This is a genomic window from Amycolatopsis sp. CFH S0740 (genome assembly GCF_004522315.1).
Classification (GTDB): Bacteria; Actinomycetota; Actinomycetes; order Mycobacteriales; family Pseudonocardiaceae; genus Amycolatopsis; species Amycolatopsis nivea.
In genome coordinates, this window is sequence record NZ_SDLS01000024.1 from 53,453 (window position 1) to 79,405 (window position 25,953).

Annotated in this window: 17 protein-coding genes; 13 read left to right on the forward strand and 4 right to left on the reverse strand. The window is 70.1% G+C overall.

The features are described from left to right. Positions 1-1,189 precede the first annotated feature (1,189 nt). The gene (locus EIZ45_RS32445) at positions 1,190-1,876 is read right to left on the reverse strand and encodes a M23 family metallopeptidase (RefSeq protein WP_037816184.1); all 687 of its coding nucleotides are present in this window, start codon (positions 1,874-1,876) and stop codon (positions 1,190-1,192) included. A gap of 1,201 nt (positions 1,877-3,077) precedes the next feature. Between EIZ45_RS32445 and EIZ45_RS32450 the strand changes: the two genes are divergently transcribed. The 8 genes from EIZ45_RS32450 to purH all read left to right on the forward strand — a co-directional run bounded on the left by EIZ45_RS32450 (position 3,078) and on the right by purH (position 12,614). Further along, entirely contained in the window at positions 3,078-5,270 is a 2,193-nt protein-coding gene (locus EIZ45_RS32450; RefSeq protein WP_240690853.1) for a hypothetical protein, read from the forward strand. A 20-nt stretch (positions 5,271-5,290) separates the two neighbouring features. After that, positions 5,291-5,563: a hypothetical protein gene (locus EIZ45_RS32455; protein ID WP_370318210.1), complete on the forward strand. Its 273-nt coding sequence runs from the start codon at positions 5,291-5,293 to the stop codon at positions 5,561-5,563. Between the two features lie 131 nt (positions 5,564-5,694). Beyond that, positions 5,695-6,864: an ADP-forming succinate--CoA ligase subunit beta gene (gene sucC, locus EIZ45_RS32460; protein WP_134667608.1), complete on the forward strand. Its 1,170-nt coding sequence runs from the start codon at positions 5,695-5,697 to the stop codon at positions 6,862-6,864. Between the two features lies 1 nt (position 6,865). Next, positions 6,866-7,756, forward strand: coding sequence for a succinate--CoA ligase subunit alpha (gene sucD, locus EIZ45_RS32465; protein ID WP_037816181.1), 891 nt, complete (start codon positions 6,866-6,868; stop codon positions 7,754-7,756). Between the two features lie 217 nt (positions 7,757-7,973). Then, complete coding sequence (locus EIZ45_RS32470; RefSeq protein ID WP_134667606.1) at positions 7,974-8,690, forward strand: DUF5336 domain-containing protein; 717 nt, start codon at positions 7,974-7,976, stop codon at positions 8,688-8,690. Positions 8,691-8,833: 143 nt separating this feature from the next. Next, entirely contained in the window at positions 8,834-10,363 is a 1,530-nt protein-coding gene (locus EIZ45_RS32475) for a DUF6350 family protein (protein WP_167756617.1), read from the forward strand. A 74-nt stretch (positions 10,364-10,437) separates the two neighbouring features. Next, entirely contained in the window at positions 10,438-11,055 is a 618-nt protein-coding gene (purN, locus tag EIZ45_RS32480) for a phosphoribosylglycinamide formyltransferase (RefSeq protein WP_043835174.1), read from the forward strand. Continuing rightward, complete coding sequence (gene purH, locus EIZ45_RS32485) at positions 11,052-12,614, forward strand: bifunctional phosphoribosylaminoimidazolecarboxamide formyltransferase/IMP cyclohydrolase (RefSeq protein ID WP_134667602.1); 1,563 nt, start codon at positions 11,052-11,054, stop codon at positions 12,612-12,614. Before purN ends, purH begins: the two co-directional genes overlap by 4 nt. 45 nt (positions 12,615-12,659) lie before the next feature. Here the strand turns inward: purH and EIZ45_RS32490 are convergent, their stop codons facing one another. Both EIZ45_RS32490 and EIZ45_RS32495 read right to left on the reverse strand, forming a co-directional pair. Next, positions 12,660-13,172, reverse strand: a complete 513-nt coding sequence (locus EIZ45_RS32490) for a GNAT family N-acetyltransferase (protein WP_134667600.1) — start codon at positions 13,170-13,172, stop codon at positions 12,660-12,662. Positions 13,173-13,269: 97 nt separating this feature from the next. Further along, the gene (locus tag EIZ45_RS32495; protein ID WP_134667598.1) at positions 13,270-14,310 is read right to left on the reverse strand and encodes a hypothetical protein; all 1,041 of its coding nucleotides are present in this window, start codon (positions 14,308-14,310) and stop codon (positions 13,270-13,272) included. Positions 14,311-14,761: 451 nt separating this feature from the next. Here EIZ45_RS32495 and EIZ45_RS32500 point away from each other — a divergent pair, with 451 nt between their 5' ends. The 5 genes from EIZ45_RS32500 (at position 14,762) to EIZ45_RS32515 (ending at position 21,184) form a co-directional block, all read left to right on the forward strand. After that, positions 14,762-15,355: a hypothetical protein gene (locus EIZ45_RS32500; protein ID WP_037816176.1), complete on the forward strand. Its 594-nt coding sequence runs from the start codon at positions 14,762-14,764 to the stop codon at positions 15,353-15,355. 50 nt (positions 15,356-15,405) lie between these two features. Next, positions 15,406-16,992, forward strand: coding sequence for a DNA polymerase Y family protein (locus tag EIZ45_RS32505; protein WP_167754267.1), 1,587 nt, complete (start codon positions 15,406-15,408; stop codon positions 16,990-16,992). A gap of 56 nt (positions 16,993-17,048) precedes the next feature. Further along, on the forward strand, positions 17,049-17,171 hold the full coding sequence (locus EIZ45_RS47445) for a hypothetical protein (RefSeq protein WP_255443579.1): 123 nt from the start codon (positions 17,049-17,051) through the stop codon (positions 17,169-17,171). Between the two features lie 2 nt (positions 17,172-17,173). Continuing rightward, positions 17,174-20,506: an error-prone DNA polymerase gene (locus tag EIZ45_RS32510; RefSeq protein WP_134667596.1), complete on the forward strand. Its 3,333-nt coding sequence runs from the start codon at positions 17,174-17,176 to the stop codon at positions 20,504-20,506. 90 nt (positions 20,507-20,596) lie between these two features. Then, on the forward strand, positions 20,597-21,184 hold the full coding sequence (locus EIZ45_RS32515) for a pentapeptide repeat-containing protein (RefSeq protein WP_037816173.1): 588 nt from the start codon (positions 20,597-20,599) through the stop codon (positions 21,182-21,184). A 68-nt stretch (positions 21,185-21,252) separates the two neighbouring features. Here EIZ45_RS32515 and EIZ45_RS47720 read toward each other — a convergent pair whose 3' ends face one another. Further along, a complete protein-coding gene (locus EIZ45_RS47720; protein WP_370318211.1) occupies positions 21,253-25,722 on the reverse strand; it encodes a TNT domain-containing protein in 4,470 nt (1,489 codons plus the stop codon). Positions 25,723-25,953 lie beyond the last annotated feature (231 nt).

Here is a 25,953-nt window from a genome sequence, read left to right on the forward strand (position 1 = left end):
GCCGTGCCGTGCCGTGCCGTGCCGTGCCGTGCCGTGCCGTGCCGTGGGCCCGATTCTCCACAGTCCGGCGCGCCAGAGCGGGACTGTCCAAGCTGACTCGCCACAGTGAACACTGGCCGCCGCCAACACCGCAGCACTGCTCTGGGCTCCACGCTGCCTTTCGCGCAACGGTGCCCCTCAGCTCCCATTGCCTCTCCAGGCGTCAGCCCCGCACGTCTGGCGCGTGATGCTTCCAGCCGTGGCAAGCCACCCCTGTCGGTACCGCGAGCCGTCCTCCCCGCGAAGCCTTCCTCGTCGTCCTCCGGTGTAGGTCCACTCGCCCTAGTTTTCCCGCTGGCGGTGCCAAAACTCGGCGTCGCCCGGGCCCTGCGCGGCTCCCGCGTGTTCCCGGTCTCCTGCCGTAACCCACTCCTGCCCGGTGTCGGACGCCTGCCCGCCCCGTCCGGGACATCTTTCGCCGGACCGAGTGAACTCCCCATTGAACCCGCCGATCTTGTCGGTCCCCTCCGGCATACTGAGTTTCATCGAACACAAGTTCGATGAAATGCGGTAGGCTGCAGAAGGGACGCAGGGGATGGACGCGGTGCTGTTTGGGGTATTTGCCGCTGGGGTACAGGAGTACTTGAGGAGAGTCGCGGGGACGGTTGCCGTGGGGACGGCAGCTTGGCCAGCTCGGGACGTGCCAGGGGATGTGGCACGGCTGGCCGCAGCATGGCGCGCGCTGCTGAAACAGCACGCATTAGGACCAGACGGCAGATGTGTCGTCTGCGGAGGAACATCGCGCGCTGACGAGGGACTCGCGCGATGGATGCCATGGCGAAGACGCGCCGACCTGTGCACAGTGTGGCAGGTAGCAGTCGCCTACTTCGTCCGTCGCCTACCGGGCAGCGATCCGTGACGCCATCGCCTGACAGCTGAAAGTCTCGCTCAAGCCGGGCAGAGATCGTTGGAACTCGTCGCCGATTGTTCGGACCGACGGCCATGCGGTGCGACTAACCGACGAAATCCCATTTCACCGACGAGCCTGTCGACACCAGGTCTCGCGCCGCCAGAGTTCCTCACGCACAAAGGCGTTTCCACCACGAGCAGCCAAGAAAGAATCCGTACGAACCAAACTCAGTCGACGCTGCCGTGCGGCGGCAAGGCACCACTGCACCGGTCGCCCGGCGAGCAGGAAATGCGGTCTGGCTCAGACGTTCACGCCGCGAGCGGCAAGCCACGGGCGCGGGTCGATCTTCTTGGTGCCGTCCTGCCACACCTCGAAGTGCAGGTGCGGGCCGGTGCTCTCGCCGCGGTTGCCGATCTCGGCGATCTGCTGGCCGCACTTGACCTTCTGGCCCTCGCGGACGGAGAAGCTGTTCATGTGGCCGTAGACCTGGATGGTGCCGTCGTCGAGCTGGATGCGTACCCAGAGGCCGAAACCGCTGGCAGGGCCGGCCTGGATGACGGTGCCGTCGGAGGCGGCGTAGATCGGGGTGCCGATCGAGTTGGCGATGTCGATGCCGAGGTGGCTCGTGCCCCAGCGGGCGCCGAAGCCGGAGGTGAACGTGCCGTGAGCGGGCATGCAGGTCTTCGGGCGGGCGGCCTCTTCGGCGGCCTGACGCGCGGCTTCGGTTTCCGCCTGCACGCGGGCCTTGGTGACCTTGGCGCTGTCGGCCATCTTCGCGGCTTCAGCGGAGGCGTCGACGGCGTGCCCGGCCGGCAGCAGTTCGGGAGCTCCCCCGGAGCCCGCGCTGCCGAGGGTGAACGAGGCGCTCGCGTTCTGTGCGTTGGCGAGCGGGGTGACCGCGGCGTCGGAATCTCCGCCGCTGGTGGACTTGAGGGTCTGCCCGGCGGCGGCTGCGGCGAACGCGCCAGCCGCGACGGCGGCGACCACGACCCGTCCGCGAAGCGCGGAGGAGGGCGGGGCGATGCGGTGCTGCCCCCGGACGCGGATGACTGCACCGTCCAGTGCGTCTTTCAGCGCCGGGGAAGGGGCTTGGCCGCCGGGGGAGCGGTGTGAAGCCAAGACAGGGCCTTCCATCGTCGGGGAGCCGGGCGGAAACGGACTCGGGCGGGGGATCCCGTGAACGAACCTCGGGGGTGATTCGCTCAGCGTCCTGCTTCGTGACCTGACTGTAATGGGGACCGCAGGACAGTAACGAAGCGGCGCCTCAATGAGCAAGACGCGACCGGGCTTTCGGCCGAACGAGTGGCGCGCATCGCGCGTCTAGCTGTGGAAACTACCCAAAGTTAATCGGAAACTACTTCGCCGTTTGTGGCTTGAGTCACATACCTTCGGATGGCCCAACGTCCATGAACGCCCTCCCGGCGCTCTCGCGGACGAAATAACCGGCCACTCCGGTGCGTTGAAGCAGTTTCACGGCGAAACTTGTGATGCCGGTCACTCACGGCAAGCCCCGCGGGTTCTGAGCGGTGCGGCCGGTTACCTGCCCTCCCCGGCAGGCCCCGGCCGTCCCTGTCCCCAATCTCGGCCGACCGTCCCCACGATCTGCCGAGCCTGTCGCCGTCCCCTCCGCGACCCGGCCTGATTGCCTGTCCCGGCAGGCACTGGCCGTCTCCGTTCCTGGCAGGTCCTCCCCGGCCTGCCAGGAACGGAGTTCGCGGCTCCCTCCGCGACGCGGCCGTTCACCTGCCCTCCCCGGCAGGCCTCGGCCCCTCCATCTCGGTCCCGGCTGGCCGTCCCCACGACCTTCCGGCACCCGCCGCGGCTCCCCTCCGCGACCGGGTCGGGCACCTGCCACGAACAGGCATCCGACCTCGTCCATCGCCCCCGCGATGTGTCCCCGTGCTTCGCCCCGTGCCGGAGTGACGCCCCGAACGCCACTCCCTTACGCGACTTCCCCGAAGTTTTTTCCCGACGCTCCCTCCGGCACTCCAGTCCCTCTTGCCGTCGAGACCTCCGGCCCGCGCCCCTCTTACGCGGATCGGCGGAATTTTTTCTTCGCACCCGTCAGACGCGCGGGAACGGCCAAAGGTTCATCCGGCGGCGAATTCACCTGGAAGTGCGTTCCGGCCTGGTCGAGGCGGCCCTGCTGTCCCCGCGCCGGGGCCGGTCCTTGCTAGCGTCGCGAGCGATGACTCCGCCGACCCCAGAGCCTTCCGACGGCGATTCCGCCCCGGACACACCGGGCCGTCCCGCCGGACCCCGGCGTCCCAGCCTCGCCGAGCGCAAGGCCGCCGCCCGAGCCCGTGCCCGCCGCGACGCCGACCGCGCGAAATCGGATCCCGCCGACAGCCCCGCCGACTCGTCCCGTCGCCGCGGGACGGACCCCGCTGGACGTTCGGTGGACTCACCCGGCGGCACCGAGCCGACGTCGACAAGTCCCGCCGACTCGCCTAGCCGTGGCGAGGAGACTTCCGCTGAAAGCTCAGCCGACCCGGTCACCAGCGACCAGTCCGCTGCGGAAAGCCCGGCAAGCCGGGAACCTGCCGCCGGGCAACGGCGTGACGAGGCAGGTCTGGCTAGCCGGAAGCCTGCCGCCATCCCTGACGAGCAGAGGTCTGCGCCTCGGACCATCCCCAGCCGTCAGGACACAAGCAGGGCCGACGCAAGCCGCGGAGACGCAGGCCGTAAAGGCGAGGCCCTCCTAGACATAACCGACCAACCCCCCTCCCCAAGGCTCCAAGCCGCCACCGCCCTCCTCGCCGTCGGCTCCCTGGCCCTGGCCGCAGGCGCCATCGCCCCGGTCTCACCGGACGCCGGACCCGGTTACCTCTCCTGGCCGCTCCTAGCCATCCTCGCCGTCGTCCCAGCCGGAATCGCGGTCGCCGCAGCCCGAAGCGGCCGCTACGGACTGGCGGCCGGTCTCGTCACCGGACTCGCCGCTCTCGCACCGGGCAGGCTGATCCTCGATCTCCAATTCCTCGTCAACGGCTCCAAAACCATCCGCCCCGAGCTGTACCTCCCGGACCGCCTGCTCGACCGCAGCGGTGTCGGCATCGGGTTCTGGCTGCTGATCGCCGGGCATCTGCTGACGCTCGCCGCCGGGATAGTGGCCGCGCGCGTCGTGCTGGAGCGCAACGAGATCGCCGGCGGCGACGACAAACGTCGTTGGCGGCTGATCATTCCGCTGCTCGCCGTCGTGGCAGCAGTCGGATTGCTGATGACCCCCGTCCTCTCGGACGATCCGTTTCTCCTTGCGCGGTCAGCATTCGAGGGCCCGGGACTGGCGCTCGCCGGGTACCTTCTCCTCGCCGGTGCGCTGCCGGTCGCCGCGGTGCTCGGGGTTTTCGCTGGCTCCGACGGTGTCGCTCGCGGGACGCTCGGCGGGATTGTCGCGGCGGTGCTCGCCGTCGCGGTGCCGACGTTGGTCGCCGGGTTCGCCGTGTCCGGGCTGGAGGTCTCGACGGGCGCGTATCTCGCCGTCGTGCCGATGGTGCTGGTCCTCGTCCTCACTCCACTTGCGACACCGCAGCAGACGCAAACCGAGCGCACCGACCTGGCCGGCGAGGCTCGCGTCCCCGGGCTCACCATTTGGCGTGCGCTCACCGGACTGCTCGCGTTGCTGACCGGGGTCGCGGCGGCGATCGGTGCGTACGCTCCGCAGCTCGGCAACAGCACGGACAGCCCGGCTCGTCTGCAGCTGCTGGTCGCGGCAGTTCTTGTCGTGCTGCCAACACCTTTCCTCCTCTCCCGCCGCACCGCGCCGATCGCGCGCGGAATTCTCGCGGTGTTGTGGGCCGGCGTCGTTCTCGCGGGAACAGCGGTTCTCAGCACGGCCATCACCGCCTCCGAAGCGACTGGGCTCGGCGGGCTGGGCGGCGCGATCAGTTATCACCTCGGCGCGGGTGCCGTTTTCACCGCGATCGCACTCGGACTCGCCGGGCTTACCGGATTGGCCGCGGTGATCACCGGCGTCGTGGAACGCGATGACACCGGTACCGAAGGGGCGCGTTCCGCCGCGCTCATTCCGGCCGGAATCACCGCGGTGCTGGCGATCGCGGCGTTCGGCACGCCGGTGTTCACCGCGCAGGATTACGCGCCGCCCGGTCTCTGGTCCGATTTCGACACTCCGTCGTGGGGATTGCTCGCCGCGCTGCTCGTCGTTCTCGGGACGCTCGGGTTGAGCGTTCGTTCACGGCCTGGTGCCGCGGCGGCGGGACTGGCTGGAGCGGCACTGCTCCTTGCCTTGCGCGTCGCCGAGATTCCGCTGGTCAGCATCCTTTTCTACGCCGCGAAGCCGGGTGCGGGTTTCTGGCTCGGGCTCGCCGCGACAGCAGCGGCAGTGATCACCGCTGTCATCGCGGCCGCCGGTGCGAAGAAGTGAGTCCGCGGCGCGTCGTCCTCGTGGAGCTGGCTGAAGAAACCGCGGCGATTCCGTTGGCGCGATTGCTGCGCGACGCCGGTCTCGAAGTCGTCCACGTAGGACACCTCGACACGGCGGAAAAGATCGTGCGCACCACCGAACAGGAGGATCCAGACATTCTGGGCCTCCTCGGCGGTCCCGTGCCCGAAGGTCTCGCGGAAGCGCTCTCCGGCACCACAGTGATCGAGTTGGGCTCCGAAAGCCCCGAAAAGGCCGCTGAAATGCTTGTCGGTGGGCGGTCTCACACCCTCTGACCGCGCACGGTGACCGACTTCACCAGGTGCGGCGTCCCCTGCGTCTGCGCTGGTCGCTAACCTCGACTGGTCCGACAGCGCGGTCCGGAAAACGGACCACCACAGTGGCGTGTCGTCAGGAGACTGGAGTAGTGGACCTCTACGAGTACCAGGCGAGGGATCTCTTCGCCGCCCACGGAGTACCGGTTCTGCCGGGTGCCGTGGCAAGCACCCCGGAAGAAGCCAAGGCCGCCGCGGAGCAGATCGGCACCCAGGTCGTCGTCAAGGCGCAGGTGAAGGTCGGCGGCCGGGGCAAGGCGGGCGGCGTCAAGCTGGCCCAGACGCCCGACGAGGCGAAGGAGAAGGCGGAAGCCATCCTCGGCCTCGACATCAAGGGCCACATCACGCACCGCGTGCTGGTGGCGGAAGCCTCGGACATCGCGTCCGAGTACTACTTCTCCTTCCTGCTCGACCGCGCCAACCGCACCTTCCTCGCGATGGCGTCGTCCGAGGGCGGCATGGAGATCGAGCAGCTCGCGGTCGAGCGCCCGGACGCGCTCGCCAAGATCCCGGTCGACGCGATCAAGGGCGTCGACAAGGCCACCGCGCTCGAGATCCTCAAGGCGGGCAACTTCCCGGCCGAGATCATCGACGAGGCCGCCGACGTCGTGGTGAAGCTGTGGGAGACCTTCGTCTCCGAGGACGCCACCCTGGTCGAGGTCAACCCGCTGGTCCGCGACCCGCAGGACAAGATCATCGCCCTCGACGGCAAGGTCACCCTCGACGAGAACGCCTCCTTCCGCCACCCGGCGCACGAGGAGCTCGTCGACAAGCAGGCCGAGAACCCGCTCGAGGCGAAGGCCAAGGCCAAGAACCTCAACTACGTCAAGCTCGACGGCGAGGTCGGCATCATCGGCAACGGCGCGGGCCTCGTGATGTCCACTTTGGACGTCGTGGCGTACGCGGGCGAGAAGCACGGCGGCGTGAAGCCCGCCAACTTCCTCGACATCGGCGGCGGCGCGTCGGCCGAGGTCATGGCGGCCGGGCTGGACGTCATCCTCAACGACACCGACGTGAAGAGCGTGTTCGTGAACGTCTTCGGCGGCATCACCGCCTGCGACGCGGTCGCGAACGGCATCGTCGAGGCGCTGAAGATCCTGGGCGACGAGGCCACCAAGCCGCTGGTCGTCCGCCTGGACGGCAACAACGTCGTCGAGGGTCGCCAGATCCTGGCCGACGCGAACCACCCGCTGGTCACCGTGGTGGACACAATGGACAACGCGGCCGACAAGGCTGCCGAGCTCGCCGCGGCAGGTGCGTGAGATGTCGATCTTCCTCAACGAGAACAGCAAGGTCATCGTCCAGGGGCTCACCGGCTCCGAGGGCATGAAGCACGCGACCAAGATGCTGAAGTCCGGCACCAACATCGTGGGCGGCGTCAACGCCCGCAAGGCAGGCCAGACGGTCACCGTCGAGGGCAAGGACCTCACCGTGTTCGGCACGGTCGAGGAGGCCATCAAGGAGACCGGCGCCGACGTGTCGGTCATCTTCGTGCCGCCGAAGTTCGCCAAGGACGCGGTCATCGAGGCGATCGACGCCGAGATCCCGCTGGCCGTCGTCATCACCGAGGGCATCCCGGTGCACGACTCGGCCTACTTCTGGGCGCACGCGGTCGCGACCGGCAACAAGACCCGGATCATCGGGCCGAACTGCCCCGGCGTGATCAGCCCCGGCAAGTCGAACGCGGGCATCATCCCGGCCGACATCACCGGCCCGGGCTCGATCGGCCTCGTGTCGAAGTCGGGCACGCTGACCTACCAGATGATGTACGAGCTGCGCGACATCGGCTTCTCCACCGCTGTCGGCATCGGCGGCGACCCGGTCATCGGCACCACCCACATCGACGCCCTCGAGGCGTTCGAGAAGGACGCCGACACCAAGGTCATCGTGATGATCGGCGAGATCGGCGGCGACGCCGAGGAGCGGGCCGCGGCCTACATCAAGGAGAACGTGACCAAGCCGGTCGTCGGCTACGTCGCGGGCTTCACCGCCCCTGAGGGCAAGACGATGGGCCACGCGGGCGCGATCGTCTCCGGTTCGTCCGGCACCGCCGCGGCGAAGAAGGAGGCCCTCGAGGCCGCCGGCGTCAAGGTCGGCAAGACCCCGAGCGAGACCGCGGTTCTCGCCCGGGAGCTGTACAACAGCCTCGGCTGACCAGCAGCGACTCCACTGGCGGAGGCCGGGCACCGACACGGTGCCCGGCCTCCGTCGTTTCCGCCCGCAACCGATCCGGTGTCCGGTGCGTCCAACGACGCGGACGCCCAGCGCGGATGCGCTAGCGTGCAGTCACTCGTGAGCGGGGGACGCCGCCGGTGCACCCCGGGTGCCTCAAGATCCCGAACCGCCGGTCGATGAGACAGGAGAGCTTCCGATGACCTTCCCCAGTGGCGGGCCCGGCTACCCTCAGCAGGGCCAGCCGTCCCAGGGACCGCCCCCGTCGGGCGGGTTCCCGCAGCAGCCCCAGCCGCAGCAGGGTCCGCCTGCCGCGGGTGCCGGTGCGCCGCCGAACCTTCCGCTGCTGCTGTCCCTCGGCGTGGCCGGGCTCGGCCTGGTGCAGTACTTCCTCGGCTTCGCTTCCGAGGCGGGCACGGCCGGGCAGCCCATTCTGTTCCTGCTCGTCGGCGGTCTGCTGTCGGCGCTGAACCTGCTGCCCAAGGGGCCGAAGACGCTGCCTTTCGCCGCGCTGTTCAGCGTGGTCGGCGGGCTGGGCGCGCTCGACGCCGTCATCTCCGGGCGGTCGTCCGCCATCGTGATCGTGGTGCTGATCCTCGGTCTGCTGCAGGCGGCCGCGTCGGTCGCGGTGCTGCTGTTCGAGTACAACGTGCTCAAGCCGCCGACGCCGCAGCCGTCCGCTCCGGCGTACCAGCAGCCCTACGGCCAGCAGGGCCAGTACCAGCCGACGCAGTACCAGCCGGCTCCCGGTCAGCAGGGTCAGCAGCCGCCCGCTCCGGGGCAGCAGCCGCCCGCCACTCCGCCGCCGGGCGGACAGGCCACGACGTACGCGCCGCAGCAGGGCCAGTTCTTCCAGCCGCCCGCGGACCAGAACAAACCGGGCACGCCGCCCGGAGGTTTCGGACAGCAAGGCTGAAACCCCTTCGCATCACCCACCCGCTGTGACTCTCCGTGTCACAGCGGGTGTTTTTCTTGGCCCGGTGCCACGACCGGGTGGGCGTTGGATTCGCCACGTCCGCCGGGCGGCGTGCCTCACCCGGACGGCCGAGTGCGGATGTCATGGTCGAGGACATGCAGGTGCTCACCAGTCCCGGACGCCCCGCGGGCGACGAGCCGGTGGGCGACTCCCTTGACCAGGATGTTCCCCGGTTCCGGGTGTTGCTCGCCGCGGCGCTCGGCCCGCTCGTCACCGGCTACGCGGTGGTCGCCACGCTGCTCGCGCTCGTCGCCCTGACCGCCCAGCACGCGGTCTTCTCCGCGGGCGGCGTGCTGCTGTCGGCGGGACCTGGCTGGCTGGCCGCCTACCAGGTCGAACTCGGGATCGGCGGCCATCCGCTCGGGATGCTGCCGCTGCTGCCGACGATCGGGGTGGTACTGCTGGTCGCGCGCGCGGCGGCCAAGGCCGTGCGACGGCTTCGCTGCGCCAGGCTGCGGCACGCGGTCCCGTTGATCGCCACGATTTCCGGCGCGCATCTGCTGTTCGGAGTGCTGATTTCGCTGCTGTCGATCGGCGAACCAGTGCGGGCGAACTTCTGGCTCGCCGCGGTGGTGCCCGCCGTGATCTCCGGGCTCGCGGCCACCGGCGGCGTGCTTCGCCGGTCCGGGATGCCGCGGGTGCTCGCCGACCGGCTCGATCCGCTGGCTCTTCGCGGCCTGCGCGCGGGCCTGCTCGGACTGTTCGCGCTGCTGGCCGCTGGCGCGCTGACGCTGACCGCCGCCACGGCGCTGTCCGCGCGCACGGTGTCCAGCCTGTTCGAGCCGTCGTTCGGGAGCAGCTTCGGCCTGTTCCTGCTTTCCGTGCTGTACCTGCCGAACGCCGTGGTCGCCGCGATGTCGTTCGTGAGCGGACCCGGATTCAGCATCGGCAGTCTCGACGTGCACCTCATCGGCTACCGCGGCGGTTCCGTCCCCGGGGTCCCGCTGCTCGGCGGCATTCCCGAGCACGCCGCGTCGTGGTGGCCGGTGCTGCTGGTGCTGCCGCTGGCGGTCGGCGTGCTGGTGGGCTGGTCGGTCCGCGCGGTGGACGAGGATCCGGCGGCGCGGCTGCGGGTCGTGGTCGTCGCGGGCGCGGTCGTCGGATTCGGCTGCGTGCTGCTGGGCACGTTCGCCGGCGGACGGCTCGGCGACGGTCCGTTCGACCCGGTCAGCGTGCCGGTCGGGGTGGCGTCGATCGTCGCGTTCTGCTGGATCGTCATTCCGGCCGGGTTCGTGGCCTTCTTCGCGGGGGCGCACGCTCCGATGCAGCCGGTCGGCTCGCTCGAGGTGGAGGACGAGGCTGAGCCTGAAGCCGAGTCCGAATCGGCTGAGTCCGAGGATGCTGAGGAGTCCGAGTCCGACGAGGACGTCGCGGATACGGACGAGGCCGAGGAATCCGAAGACGCTGAAGACTCCGAAGACCCCGAAGAGCCTGCCGGAGAATCCGACGAGGCCTCGGCTGAGGGCGACGAGGACTTCGACGCCGAGGCGGACGCGGAACTGGGCCTCGACCTGCCGGAGGACGAGCCCGAAACCCCCGCCGAAGAGCCGGACGCTGTGACCGAGTCCACCGAGGACTCCGGCGACGCGAAGCCCGTCGAGGACGACCGTTAGGGTTGGGGCGACCTGGTGAAGCGCCGTGCGCCCGAGGCGTACCGCCGTGCAAGGAGCCCGTTCTGGCCAGCCGCTTGGAACTGCCCACTCCGGTGAAGATCGTCGTGCTCGCGTCCGGTTCCGGCACGCTGCTGCAGGCTGTGCTCGACGCGGTCGGGCAGCCCGGGTTCCCGGCCGCCGTCGTCGCGGTCGGCGCGGATCGCACCGGCATCGAGGCGCTCGCGCGGGCGGAACGGGCGGACGTGCCGTCGTTCACCGTGCGCGTCGCCGACCATCCGGACCGGGCCGCCTGGGACCGCGCGCTCGCCGAGGCCGTCGCGGCTTATCAGCCCGACCTCGTGGTGTCCGCGGGTTTCATGAAGATCCTCGGGCCGGAATTCCTGTCGCGGTTCGCGGGCCGCGTGATCAACACCCACCCCGCGCTGCTGCCGTCGTTCCCCGGGATGCACGCGGTCGCCGACGCGCTGGCCGCGGGCGTGCGCGTCACCGGATCGACGGTGCATTTCGTCGACGCCGGGGTGGACACTGGCCCGGTCATCGCCCAGGAGGCGGTGCCGGTGGAGACCGACGACACCGAAGACGTCCTGCACGAGCGGATCAAAGCCGTGGAACGCAGGCTGCTGGTTGAAACGATCGAGCGACTCGGCCGTGGTGGGTGCACCGTGGACGGACGAAAGGTGAGGTTTTCGTGAGCACAGCACAGGGACGGCGCCCGGTCCGGCGCGCGCTGATCGGCGTCTCGGACAAGGCCGGCCTGCTCGAGCTCGCGACCGGCCTGCACGCGGCCGGCGTGGAGATCGTGTCGACCGGCGGCACGGCGAAGGTCATCGCGAACGCCGGGGTTCCGGTCACGCCGGTCGAGCAGGTCACCGGGTTCCCCGAGTCGTTCGACGGCCGGGTCAAGACGCTGCACCCGCGCGTGCACGCCGGCCTGCTCGCCGACCAGAGCAACGACGACCACGTCGCGCAGCTGAAGCAGCTCGACATCGCGGCGTTCGACCTGCTCGTGGTGAACCTGTACCCGTTCCAGGCGACTGTCGCGTCCGGCGCGAGCTTCGAAGACTGCGTCGAGAACATCGACATCGGTGGCCCCGCGATGGTGCGCGCGGCCGCGAAGAACCACGGCAGTGTCGCTGTCGTCGTGGACCCGGCGCGGTACGCGTGGGTGCTTGAGCAGGTCTCCGCGGGCGGCTTCGAACTCTCGGACCGCAAGCGGCTCGCTGCGCAGGCGTACGCGCACACGGCTGCGTACGACACGGCTGTCGCTTCGTGGTTCGCCAACGCGTACGCGCCTTCGGACGACAGTGGCTTCCCGGACTTCCTCGGCGCGACGTGGGACCGTGCGGACGTACTGCGCTACGGCGAGAACCCGCACCAGAAGGCGGCGCTGTACCGCGGTGCGCAGCCGGGCCTCGCGCACGCGGAGCAGCTTCACGGCAAGGCGATGTCGTACAACAACTACGTCGACACTGACGCCGCGCGTCGGGCCGCTTTCGACTTCTCCGAGCCGGCTGTCGCGATCATCAAGCACGCCAACCCGTGCGGGATCGCTGTCGGCACGGACGTCGCCGAAGCGCACCGCAAGGCGCACGCCTGCGACCCCGTGTCCGCGTATGGCGGCGTGATCGCCACGAACCGGCCGGTGAGCGTCGCGGCGGCGGAGCAGATCGCCGAGGTGTTCACCGAGGTCGTGCTCGCCCCCGACTTCGAGCCGGAAGCGCTGGAGATCTTGCAGCGCAAGAAGAACGTGCGGCTGCTGAAGCTGCCCGCGATCGAGAACGCGTCCCCGGTGGAGTTCCGGCCGATCTCCGGCGGCGTCCTCGTGCAGACCGCCGACGCGATCGACGCCCCCGGCGACGACCCGGCGAACTGGACGCTGGCCACCGGCTCGCCCGCCGACGAGCAGACCCTGGCGGACCTGGAATTCGCGTGGCGTGCGCTGCGCGCGGTGAAGTCCAACGCGATCCTGCTGGCGCACGAGCAGGCGACCGTCGGCGTCGGCATGGGCCAGGTCAACCGCGTCGACTCGTCGCGGCTGGCGGTCGCGCGGGCGGGTGACCGGGCGAAGGGCTCGGTCGGCGCGTCGGACGCGTTCTTCCCGTTCCCGGACGGGCTCGAGGTGCTGATCGAGGCGGGCGTGCGAGCCGTCGTGCAGCCCGGCGGGTCCATCCGCGACGCCGAGGTGATCGCCGCCGCCGAGGCCGCCGGGATCACGCTGTACCTCACCGGAACGCGCCACTTCGCGCACTGAGTTTTTCGCTGACCGGCCGGGACTTTCGGGTCCCGGCCGGTTTTTTCATCCCTCGCGCAAGATCGCGTAGACGACCTCGTCGCGGTAACCGCCGTCGCGCCAGGTGACCTGGCACAGCAGGCCTTCGCGATGGAAGCCGGTCTTTTCGAGCGTGTGCTGCCCGGCGACGTCCTCACTGTCGACGAAGGCTTCGAGCCGGTGCGCGCGGGTGTGCCGGAAGAGCTGGTCGACGAGCAGGTGGTACGCCTTCGCGGCGGTGCCGTGGCCGCGATAGTCAGGCAGCAACGCGACCCCGACCCGGAAGCACCCGCCGGCAGGCCCGCCCCGGTCGGCCGCTTCCCAGGTAGCCATCCCGGCGACGACCGAGTCGACAGTCACCGCGACCGCGCTCGACGCCGGGCTGAGGAACCCGTCCTCGGCGAACCGGCGCCGTGCCTGCGGTCCGGTGAACCTCGTCCACTGGAAGGTCCCGGCGCCGTCCGGGTCCGTGGAGAACCGGTCGAGCACCGGAAGGTCAGCTTCGGCGAAACCCCGAAGGGCGATGTGTCCTGTCTTCATCAGGGTTCCCAGTGTAAAGAGCGGTTTTCCTGGTGTCCGGTGATCTTCCGGGTTCTTTCTCCGTGCGCGCTTGACAGGCGGGGGAGGGCGGGTGAGACTAGGTGGTGTCGAACGGGTGTTCGATACTGTTCGGCGCAGTGGTGTGTTGTGGGTGCGATTTGTTGGGTGACCGTGCGGTTTCCGCACGGATGAGGATGCGGAACCGCCTTCCCCGCGGTGTGCCGGCGTCCGTCCCGGGCCAGGTATGACGACCTGTCCCGGGACGGACCGTCGGCCAATCCCGGCGGAAGGAGAAACCGGTGACGACCGGAGCGACTTCGGGGGCTGCTTCTTCGGGGTTTGCTTCGGAGATCGCGGAAGGTGCAGAGGTTTTCTCGGCCGCGGGGGCGGCTGGTGAGCCTGGGGGGACTTCCGCGGACGGTGCCTCGACTGGTTGTGCGGACGGTGCCTCGGCTGGTTTTTGGGAAGCGGGCGAGGCTTCGACTCTGGCCGGGGTGGCTTCGGGGGCAGGCAGCGCTGTTGCCTTGGCTGCGGGAGCTTCGGCGGCGGGTGGTTCTTCGGCCGTCGCCGAGATGGCTTGGGGAGCCTCGGCGGCGAACGGTTCTTCGTCCGCGGTCAGGGTGGCGTCGGGAGCTTCCGGGGCTAGGGGAGTTCCGGAAGCGGCCGGAGCGGCGTTGGGAGCGAGCAGTGCTTCGGCTTTGACTGGGGCGGTGTCGGGAGAGGGCGCCGCGGTGGCTCTGGCCGAGGCCGCTTCCGCGACGAGCGACTCTTCGGCGGTGCCCGGAAACCTGCGCGCTCCAGTTCTTCCTGCTGACTCTGCCACGACCGATCTCCTTGTCACCGCAAGGAAATCACCTCTGCTGAAGCAGACATCTCGGGAGATCTTCTCCGCTGCGGAACCTTCCGCGCCCACGAGCGTGCCGGAGGCGCGGCCGGCACGCTCGTGGGAAGTACTGGTGCCGTGGTCGGCGCTCGAAGCCTTGGCGAAGGAACGGACGCCAGTCGCCGCGATGTCCGCGAGTTCCCCGAGCCTGAAGTTCTCCTTGGGGGAGAACGGATCCCGCACCCGGCTGGGCACAGCGTTCGAACCATGGACACCGGCCACCTCCGGCAAGGCAGCGGAAGCCAGGTCGCCCACCGAGCTTCGTTCGCAGGTCCGATCAGCCGAATCCGGCCGTGAGCCTCGCCCTGCCTCGCGCGCGTCCAGCGGACCTGATTCACTACGGCCTTCCGCTCGGGGTCACTCGTCTGCTGAACGCGATTCGCCGCCTCAACCTGAATCGGAGCCGCCAACTCGTCTTCGCTCGCTCACCCCGCCGTCTCAGCTGCGCCCGGAAACTCCTTCCACCCCGCTAACTGAGCCCAGCCAGGAAACTCCCCCCGAACCCCCGTCAACCCAACTGCGCCCAGCAACCCCCGAACCCTCGAAACTCCGTCCCCCAACCCGGCTCCGCCCAACAGACCCGCCCTCACCGGCAGACCCAGCACACCCGCTGGCCAAACTGACCGCCCTCCCCGGCGTCAGCACTGCCAGCACCGTCGCCGCCGAGCGGGCTTCCCGGGCCGACTGGGGGCAGGCTGCCGGGCGGATGCTTCCGGTGGCCCCAGCACTGGCCGATCTCCTCCCCGGAGCCGGGTTGCGCCGCGGGAGCGTCGTCGCGGTTCACCACTCCACCTCGCTGCTGTTCGCGTTGCTCGCGGAGGCGACCGCCGCCGGGGCGTGGGCGGCGGTGGTCGGGGCCCCGTCGCTGGGGATTGTCGCGGCGGCCGAGCACGGCGTCGTCGTCTCGCGGCTCGCGTTGGTTCCGCAGCCGGGGGCCGAATACCCGGCGGTGATGGCCGCTTTGCTCGACGGCGTCGACCTCGTCGTCACCGAACCCCGGTCGGTCCGGCCGGACGTCGCGCGGAGGCTTGCGGCTCGGGCTCGGCACCGCGGGGCCGTGCTGCTTTCGCTGGGGCCCTGGCCTTCCGCCGACGTCGAGCTGCACTGCACCCCAGGCACCTGGACCGGGGTGCTCGAGCACGGTGCCGGACACCTCCGTTCCCGCCCGGTCGAAGTACACGCCCGCGGACGCGGTGCAGCAGCTCGGCCTCGGTCGGCATCGGTGCTTCTTCCTGGCCAGGACGGTCGGGTTTCCCGGGGCGAGAAGCGCGTCGCGGCGCGGGAAGAGGCGGTCGGGTGAACCAAATTGTCCACAAAGGACAGAATGATCCGCGTCGCCATCCCGTGCGGATGCTGGTCTTGTGGTGCCCAGACTGGCCCGCGGTCGCTGCCGTCGCCGCGGCGGGGAGTGTGCTTACCCAGCCGGCGGCGGTGTTTCATGCCAACCGGGTCGTGGCGTGCACTGCAGTCGCGCGGGCGCGGAACATCCGGCGCGGCATGCGGCGGCGGGAAGCGGAATCCCAGTGTCCTGACCTGGCGGTGTTCGGCGTAGACGAGGCGCGGGACGCACGGTTTTTCGAGAATGTCGCGTCGGCGGTGGAGGAACTGGTCGTCGGGCTGGAAGTGGTGCGGCCCGGGTTGCTCGCGGTTCCTGTCGCGGGGGCGGCCGGGTATTTCGGCGGCGAACCGCAGCTCGCGGAGAAACTGGTGGACCAGGTGGCCGCGGCGGCGGGAGTCGAATGCCAGGTCGGCGTGGCGGAAGGACTGTTCGCGGCGACGCTGGCCGCACGGCAGGGGGCGCTGGTCGAACCTGGGCGGAGCGCCGAATTTCTCGCTCCGTTGCCGGTGACTGAGCTGGACCAGCCGGATGCCGAGCGCGCGGATCTGGTCGGCCTGCTCGTCCGGCTCGGGTTGCGCACGCTCGGCGCCTTCGCCGAACTCGGCGAGCGGGACGTGGCCGCTCGGTTCGGGCGCACCGGCGTGCTCGCGCATCGGCTGGCCCGGGGGCTGTCCGACCGGCCGCCGTTGCGCCGCAGTCCGCCGCCGGAACTGTCGCTTGCCGAATCGTTCGATCCAGTGCTTGCCCGGGTGGACGTCGCCGCGTTCATGGCCAAAAAACTCGGCGCGCGGTTCCACGCCGCGCTCGCCGATCGCGGGCTCGCATGCACTCGATTGGGTATATACGCGACAACTGAGAACGGTGAGCAGCTCGGTCGCGTCTGGCGTTGTGCGGAACCACTTACGCCGCAAGGGGTTGCGGACCGGGTCCGGTGGCAGTTCGAGGGCTGGCTCAAGGCCGCGCCCGGCGAACGGCCCACGGCCGGGGTCGCGCGGTTGCGGCTCGAACCGGAAGAGACCGTCGAAGGGAGGTCATTGCAGCTGGGGCTGTGGCGGGGGAGCGATCCCGGCGCCGGTCCCGGCGAGGACGAGGAATTGGCTGCCGAACGGGCCGGCCGCGCGTTCGTGCGGGTGCAAGGTCTGCTCGGTCCGGAGGGCGTGGTCACGCCGCTGCTCGACGGCGGACGCGATCCGGCGAGCCGGGTCCGGCTCATTCCGTGGGGTGATCCGCGGGAACCTGCCGGACCGCCGGACGCCACGTGGCCTGCCCGGTTGCCGTCCCCGTCCCCGGCGACGGTGCTGGAACAACCGTTGCCAGTCCAGGTCATCGACGCGCAAGGACGGCCAGTCGGTCTCACCTCGCGCAAACGGCTGACCGCGCCGCCGCACGGACTGTGCGTCGCGGGCGGGCCGCCCCGGCCGATCACCGGATGGGCCGGTCCGTGGCCGGCCACGTCGGGCCGTCGGTCGACCGGACCGCAGCAAGCCCGGCTGCAACTGCTGCTCGCGGCAGGGGAAAACGAGGCGCCGGAGGCGGTGCTCGTCCTCTGCTCCGGAACAGAAAATCCAGTGTGGACAGTGGAGGGAAGCTACGACTGAACCAAGCCGCCACGAAACCCGAAAAACCCGGTGGAGACAACGAAAGGAATTCGCCCGTGATGGACCACGACCTGCCGGTGCCCCGCGTCCCGGTCGAACCGCCGTGCCCGCTCGACTCGGTGCCGGTCGCACTGCTGATCCCGGAACCCCGCCGATCGCCTGAGAACCGGATGGACTGACGATGGGCTGGAACAACCCGCCGGTCCCGTGGAAGGACCTCGCGCGGGCGCTGTCGGGCGGGATGCCGCCCGGCGACCACGGCGACAGTCCCGCGTGGGGACGCAAACGCGAGGGGTACCGCCGCCCCGCCGACATCCCGCCGCCGCGCAGCGACCTGGAAGCCGGACCGCGAGTGGCGTACGCCGAACTGCACTGCCACTCCAACTTCAGTTTCCTCGACGGCGCCAGCCACCCCGAGGAACTGGTGGAGGAAGCCGCGCGGCTGCGGCTCGACGCGATCGCGCTCACCGATCACGACGGCATGTACGGCGTGGTCCGGTTCGCCGAAGCGGCCAAAGAGCTAGGCGTCGCAACGGTGTTCGGCACTGAGCTGAGCTTCGGGCTGTCCGCGCCGCAAAACGGTGTCGCCGACCCCGAGGGCGAGCACCTCCTGCTGCTGGCTCGCGGCAGCGACGGCTACCGCAGCCTGTGCCGCGCGATCACCGCCGGACAGTTGCGCGGCCACGAAGGCGAAGACGTGGAGCGGGCCGAAAAAGGCCGCCCGATCTACGATTTGGCCGCCGTGGCAGAGGAAGTCGCGGGGAAATGCGCGGTGCTGACCGGCTGCCGCAAGGGATCCGTGCGTTCGGCGTTGGTGCGCGAAGGCGCGGACGCCGCGTTCGCCGAACTGCGCCGGCTGGTCGACCTCTTCGGCCAAACCCAGGTCTATGTCGAATTGATCGACCACGGTCAGCCGCTCGACAGCACGCACAACGACCTGCTGACCGAGATGGCCGGCGAACTCAAGCTGCCCACTGTCGCGACCACCGCCGCGCATTACGCTCGCCCGGAACGAGGCCGGCTCGCGGACGCCGTCGCCGCCATCCGCGCCCGGCGCAGCATCGACGATCTCGAAGGCTGGCTGCCCGGCGACGCCGCCGCGTTCTTGCGCTCTGGCAACGAAATGGCGGAAGTTTTCCAGCGATACCCGGGCGCGGTGCAACGGTCGGCCTTGCTGGGCATGGAATGCGCCTTCCCGTTGGAGCTGCTCGCGCCGGAGCTGCCGCCGTTCGACGTACCGCCTGGCGAGACCGAGACCACGCATCTGCGAAACATCGTCAAGGAGGGCTTCGAGAAGCGCTACTCGGGCAAGGACCACGCGGACAAGGCCTGGCAGCAGATCGAGCACGAGATGGAGGTGATCGAGAAACTCGAGTTCCCCGGGTACTTCCTGATCGTCTGGGATATCGCGCGATTCTGCCGGGACCACGACATTCTGTGCCAGGGAAGAGGTTCCGCGGCCAACTCGGCGGTCTGCTACGCGCTTGAGATCACCAAGGTCGACCCCATCGAGTACCACCTGCTCTTCGAACGGTTCCTCGCGCCCGACCGCGACGGCTATCCGGACATCGACATCGACATCGAGTCCGACCGGCGCGAGGAGGTGATCCAGTACGTCTACGGCAAACACGGCAGGCTCAACGCCGCACAGGTCGCGAACGTGATCACCTACCGCGCCCGCTCCGCGATCCGCGACGCCGCCAGGGCGCTCGGCTACTCGACGGGCCAGCAGGACGCGTGGAGCAAGCAAATCGACCGCTGGGGAGCCTTGCGCAGCACGGAAAAAGACCATGACCACGACATCCCGAACGACGTCGTGCAGCTCGCCTTCGCCCTCGAAGACTTCCCGCGGCACCTCGGCATCCACTCCGGCGGCATGGTGATGTGCCGGGAACCGGTGAGCCAGGTGTGCCCGGTCGAATGGGCGCGGATGGAAAACCGCAGCGTTCTGCAGTGGGAGAAGGAGGATTGCGCCGCGGTCGGGCTGGTGAAGTTCGATTTGCTCGGGCTCGGCATGCTCTCCGCGTTGCACTACATGCTCGACCTGGTCAAGGAGTACAAGGGCGAGACGATCGATCTCGCCGAACTGGACCTCACTGACGAGAACATCTACGAAATGCTCTGCCGCGCCGACGCGATCGGCGTGTTCCAGGTGGAAAGCCGGGCTCAGCTGGCCACGTTGCCGCGGTTGCGGCCGGAGAAATTCTACGACCTGGCCGTGGAAGTCGCGTTGATCCGGCCGGGCCCGATCCAAGGCGGTTCGGTGCACCCGTACATCCGCCGCAAGCAGGGGCGCGAGAAGTGGGATTACGACCATCCGCTGCTGGAGAACGCTCTGGAGAAAACGCTGGGAGTGCCGCTGTTCCAGGAGCAGATGATGCAGATCGCCCTGGACGTCGCGAAATTCACCCCGGCCGAGGCCGACCAGCTTCGGCACGCGATGGGGTCGAAACGGTCGCAGCGGAAGATGGAACGGCTGCACAAGCGGTTCCTTGACGGGGCCGTCGCCAACGAGGTGGACGCTGAGCTGGCGGAGAAAATCTTCCAGAAGCTCAAGGCGTTCGCCAACTTCGGCTTCCCGGAAAGCCATGCGCTGAGCTTCGCGCATCTGGTGTTCGCGAGCGCGTACTTCAAGCACTACCACCCGGACGCGTTCTGCGCGGGTCTGCTGCGGGCGCAGCCGATGGGGTTCTACTCGCCGCAGTCGCTGGTGGCGGACGCGCGTAGGCACGGCGTCACCACGCTCGGCCCGGACATCAACCTGAGCCTCCCGCACGCGACCCTGGAAGCGTTGCCGGGCAAGGGGAAACTCCACGCGGTACGCGGCGGGCTCAGCACCGTCCGGATGATCGGCGAAACGCTGGCCAAGGAGATCGTGGCGGAACGGCAGGCGAACGGCCGGTACGAGAGCATGTCCGACCTCGGCAGGCGCGTCCGGCTCACCACACCGCAGCTGGAAGCACTGGCCACCGCGGGTGCGTTCAGCGCGTTCGGCCCGGACCGGCGGCAGGCGTTGTGGTCCGCGGGCGCGGTCGCGCAGGACCGGCCGGAGAAACTGCCCGGCACCGGCGTCGGCGTGGACGCGCCGATGCTGCCCGGAATGGACGGGCTCGACGTCGCCGCCGCCGATGTCTGGGCCACCGGGATCTCGCCGGACAGCTATCCGACGGAGTTCATCCGAGACCGCCTCGACGCGCTCGGGGTCATCACCGCCGACAAGCTGCTGGGCCGGTCCGACGGGGAACGAGTGCTCGTCGGTGGAGCGGTCACGCACCGCCAGCGGCCGGCGACCGCCGGTGGAGTCACGTTCCTGAATCTCGAGGACGAGACCGGCATGGTGAACGTGATCTGCACACTCGGGCTGTGGCAACGGTTCCATCGGATCGCGCGGGGCAGTTCGGCGCTGCTGGTGCACGGAGTGCTGGAAAAAGCGGACGGCGTCGCGAGCGTGCGCGCGCAGAAACTGGAGCAGCTGAGGCTGCGGATTCCCACGAGATCGCGGGACTTCCGATGACCGGCGGACAGTTCGTGGACACACGCCTTCCGGCGGCTCGCAGCCACCCCGTCGCAAAGCCGGCACCGGGGCGGATGACATCCTGTCCGGGTGACGGAGACCGGCGAGGACTACACCGAAGCACGACTTTCCGGCCAGTGGTGGGAAAAACGCCAGTTCGTGGATTGCGATTTCACCGAAGCGGACCTGCGCGACCTGCGCACCCGCGGCTGCACCTTCGACAACTGCGACTTCACCAAGGTCGATCTCGCCGGTTCGCGGCACGACGCGTCGGCGTTCCGCTCCTGCACGTTCGACCGCTCGGTGCTCGCCGACAGCCGCTGGTCGTCGTGCTCGCTGCTTGGTTCGTCCTTTGTGGACTGTCGCTACACCGGGATCGCGCTGACCGAATGCGATCTGTCGCTCGCGTCGTTCGCGCGCGGCCGGTTGCGGAAACTGGACCTGTCCGGTCTGCGGATGCGGGAAGTGAACCTCAACGAGGCGGATCTGACGGATTCCGACCTGCGGGGCACGGATCTGTCCGGGTCCCGGATGATCGGCACGAAGTTTCCCGGAGCCGACCTGCGCGGTGCGGTGGTCGACGCGAACGGGCTGGTGCAGTCGGACTTGCGCGGCGCGTACGTGGACGTCGAACTGGCGGTGGCGTTCGCCGCGGCCCATGGCTTGGTCGTCAAGTAGCACGGTTCCGGGCACGGAAAAGGGGCGAAGCCCGCTGGCCCCGCCCCTTTTCCGCAGCTTCGGTTTTCTCAGTCGATCGGCGGTTCGCCCGGGTCGAGTTCGATCAGGTCGCCCTCGGCGAGCAGCTCTTCGATGCTCGCCGGAAGCAGGTACGCCGACCCGCCGCCCGGCTGGTTGAACCACGGGATCGCGACCCCGGCCAGGGTTTCGAGCGGCCGCTGCACGCGGTACACGTGGTACGGCCGGTTCACCCACTCCGGCACCAGCGAACGCTCCTCGAACGGGGTGCCCGCCGCGTAGGTCAGGTTGCCGTTCGGGCCGCCGAAGCGGTCCAGTTCGCTGCCCGCGGGCAGTTCGCGCAGTTCCTTGCCGCGGAACAGGGTCAGCGGCGGTTCCCCGGACAGCGGCGCGATCGGCCACTGCCCGCTGCCGCCGGTTCCGTTGGCGCGCACCGGTTCCTCGCGCCGCACCGGCGGTTCCCGCCGCGGCGGCGGGCTGACCGGCGGAGCGACCTGGGTGGGCGGCGCGCTGACCGGCGAGGCGATCTGCGTCGGCGGGGCGCTGACCGGGGGAGCCACCTGGGTCGGGGGGCTCACCGGTGCCGCGACCTGCGTCGGCGGAGCGGGCGGCGGGGTCTGCCGGGCAGGCGGTTCGTCGTCGGCCAGCAGCTGATCGGCGGGCGTGAACGCGGTCTGCTCCTGCGGCGGCACGTTCTCGCGCGGCCGGACCGGGAACGAGCCCGTCGCGACCTCCGGCGACAACGTCGCCACCACGGGCGGCTTCGGCGCGTCCGCGACTGGCTGCTCAGCCGGTGCGGGGGCTTCCGCCGCGACATACCCGTCGGGGTACAGCAGCACCTTGCCGAGCATGAACGCCGCGGCGTCCTCCGCGTCGCCGAACACCGCCGGGTTGATCAGCTCGCCGTCGTACCAGCCGACGCGCCAGCCTTCGCCCACCTGCTCGACGCTCCAGCCGCGTTCGGTGGGGCCGCCGAGCCGGTACGCGGCCTCGGGCACGTCCAGTTCGTCGAGCTTCGCCTGCAGTTCGGCCAGCTCCGGCTGAGCGGGCTGCTCCCGCCGCGCGACCGGGGCCGGTTCGGCCTGCTCCCGAGCCGCGCGCCGCCCGCCGGACGGCGGCGGAACCGGCATCTCCGGCACCGGAAGCCCGCCGGGGATCTCGGACCCCGGCATGATCATCGCGGTCGGAGGGCCCGCGTCGTACTCGGCCTCGCGACGGTTGTCGTCCTCGTAACCATTGGAGTGCGTGAACAGTTCGGCACGCTGCTCGTCGTCGTCGCGGGACGGCTCGTTGCCGTGCGTGAAGAGCACCGGCTCTTCACTCTCGACGTCGACCGGCCGGTGAACGTCGGTGTCGTCCTCGTCGTCCGGATGACCCGGGCCGGTGCCGTTGCGGCTCGGGACCAGGTCGTGGTGGACCTCGGTGTGGTCTTCGTCGTCGTAGTGGCCGTCGTCGTAGCGGTCGTACTGCCCGCCGTCGAAGTCTTGCTCGAAGGGCGGCTCCGCAGGACGCTCCGGCGCGGTGCCGTGGCGGCCCTCGGCCTCCTTCTCCCGGCTCCGACCGTGCGCGGCAGCTGCGAGCCCGGCCGCGGCCAGCCCGCCTGCCGCGGCGAGCCCGGCCGCAGCCGCGCCGACGTGACTGCCGTGCTCGTCCGCGGGTTCGGCCTGGCTGTCGGGTTCGGCGCTGCGTCGTCCGCCGTCCTCGGCGTTCAGCCGCACGTCTTCCCGGCGGCTGTCGTCCGCTTCGGCGTCCGGCTGGGCTCGCCGACGGCCACCTTCCTGGTCACGGCTGTCGTCCGGCGCCGCACCGCGCCGAGCTGCGTCCGGCTCAGCGTTGTGCCGGTTCGGGGCGGCAGGTTCGTCGGCGGAGTTGTCCGCGCCGATGAGCCCGTCGGCACCGATGAGGCCATCCGCGCCGACCAGCCCGTCCTCCGTGTTGGGAGCGGACTGGTCGAACGTGCCGACGCCCGGAACCTTGCTCCCGTGCGCGTCGAGGTGCTCGTCGTACCCGTGGGCGTCGTCGTAGTCGGCCGCGTCGCGGTTGCGGTCATCGACGTGGTGCGCGGGTTCGTCGTAACCCGCTTCGTCATGACCGTGCTGACCGGCTTCGTCGTACCCCTGCTCGGCGTAGGCACCGGGCTCGTGGGATGCGGCGTCCTCGTACCCGTGCTGGTCGTACGGCTCGGCGTCGTACCCACCGTGCGGTGCGTGGTCGTAGTCGCCGTGGGCGGACTCGTCGTAACCCTCGTCGTGCTGGTCGTAACCATCGGCGTGGCCGCGCTGGCCTTCGCCGCGGTCGTAGTCCTCCGGGTAACCGGCTGCCTGGTCGTAGCCAGCGTTGGCGTGCCCCTGCTGGTCGTAGCCGTCGGCGTCGGGGGCTCGGTCGTCGTAGCCGGCCGCGTCGGGGTGCTCGTCGTAACCAGCTTCGTGCGGGTGCTCAGCACGAGTGCCGCTCGCGGCGGCTCCTGCCACGCCCGCTGCCCCTGCCGCCGCGGCGGCTACGCCCAGTCCGTGCGACCCGCCGGGACTGTCCTGCCCGGACACTCGCGAGTCCGGTGCGCCGGGACCTTGCGGACCAGGCCTCTCGCGCCTGTCCGAGGCACTGCGGTTGGGCTCGAAGTGCTCTTCCGGGCCGCTGCGGTCGTCGAAACCGTGGCCGTCCGTTGCGTCGGGACCCGCGAATTCGTCGGCCGGGTGGAAGCTGTCCGCTCGGCCGGGGTCGCGGCTGTCGAACTCGTCGGCCGGACCGCGCCGGTCGGGACCGGAGCCGCCTGGGCTTCCGGCCGCGCCGGGCCTGCGGGAGCCGGGGCCGTCGAACTCGTCCGCCGAGTCGAAGCCGGGAGCGTCCGATCCGCCGGGCCTGCGGAATTCCTCGGCCGGGTGGAAAGCGCCCTCCGGCTGGTCGGCCGCGCCGGGCCTGCCGAACTCGTCAGCGGGGTGGATGCCCTCCGGGCCACCGGCTACTTCGTGCCCGCCGAAGTCGTCGGCCGGGTGGAAGGTGCCTTCTGGCCGGTCCGCTGGGCCTGGCCCGCTGAAGTTGTCGTCGGGGTGGAAGTTGTCCGGTCGGCTGGAGTCGCGGTTGTCGAACTCGTCGGCTGGGCCGCGTCGGTCGGGACCGGGCGCACCCGGTCCGGGCCTGCCGGAACCGGGGTCGCTGAAGTCGTCGGCTGGGTGGAAGTTGTCGTGGCTGCTTGGTCCAGACTCGCCTGCCGCGCCGAGTGCGGCTGCACCCAGACCGGCCGCGCCGAGTCCGGCGGCGGCTGCTCCGACTCCGGCTGCGCCGTGGCCACCAGAGCTGGGGCCGTCAGCGCTGGGGCTGCCGGAACCCGGTCCGTTGGCGTCGAATCCGCCGGGGCCGCCCGAAGTCGGTCCGCCGACTCCGTTCGGACCGCCGGGTGCACCAGCACCGCCAGGCCCACCGGCACCGCCGGGGCCGCCCGTTGCGCCAGCGCCGACTGGCCCACCAGCCGCGCTAGGACCACCGGGACCAGTAGCGCTCGAGCCGGGGCCGCCAGGACCGCCGGAACCGGGACCATTCGCGCCAGGCCCGCCCGCCCCGGGACCACCGGCACCGGGGCCACCAGCGCCAGGTCCGCCCGAGCCAGGACCGCCAGCACCGGGACCACCAGCACCAGGTCCGCCCGCACCAGGTCCACCAGCACCAGGTCCGCCAGGAGCGGGTCGCTGCTGCGGAGTCTGGCTCCCGCGAGTCAGATACGCGGCCGCACCCTGCAGCGTCAGCTCGTCCACCTGCGGAAGCTGGAACGCGTTCGCCCGGATGTGCTCGATCAGGTCCGCTTCCGGCGAGACGCCGTACGTGCGGAGGTAGAAGTTGACCGCGGCCGGCCAGATCCAGTGGCCGTCGCTGTGGAAGGCGACGGGGACCGTCGCTTCGGGGGTCTGCGCGAGACGGTCGATGTCGTAGCCGCGGTCCTGAACCACGACGGGGGCGTGGTCCAGGTAGTCCAGCAGCCGGTCTTGCTCGTCGACGTCCAGGTCAGGGCGGTTGATCACCGGGCGGCCCGCCGGGCCGATGGTGTCGAAGATCCGGGCGATGCGGAAGTGCGGTCCGGGCTGTTCCGGGCCGAGGCCGGACATCCGGCGGATCAGCCACTCGGGGACGTTCTCCTCGGTGCGCGGGAACATGCGCAGCTCGTCGGAGTACGCCTGCGGCGGCGGGGCGAGGTGCCAGCCCGGCTCGTCGCGGTTGTATTCGAGGTTGTAGCTGGAGGGGTGGTCCAGCTGGTAGCGCGCGTTGAACCAGGTGCCGCGGCCGTCGCGGTACATGCCCGCGCGGAGTCTGCCGAACAGGGTCGCGATGTCGTGCGTCGCGATCCATTCCTGAGTGGAGCCGTCCTCGAGCACGATCTCGCCGGTCAGCTCGTGGTACCTGCCGACGGCTCGGTACTCCGCGGAGACTTTGCGCCAGTCGCGCGGGGCGGCGCGCAGCAGGGCCAGTCCGATCTGCTTGACCAGAGTGTCCTGCTCCGTCGCGTTCAGCTGCGTCGTCGGTTGTGCCACAGAGAACATTTTGACTGTTCGCGCGCACGAACGCACCCCGCATAGGGCTTTTGCCACCCTCAGGCCGGTGGACGAGCCCGCTGACCTCGACGGACGCGATATGGCACGGGTCACACGCCTGGGTGGGTGATGCGGTGGAGCCCCTCCAGCTTAAGACCCAGGACGGCTGATTCGACGGAAGACGCGCGGGCCGATCGGGTGGTGTCGCGGACACACAGAGTGCAGAACCCA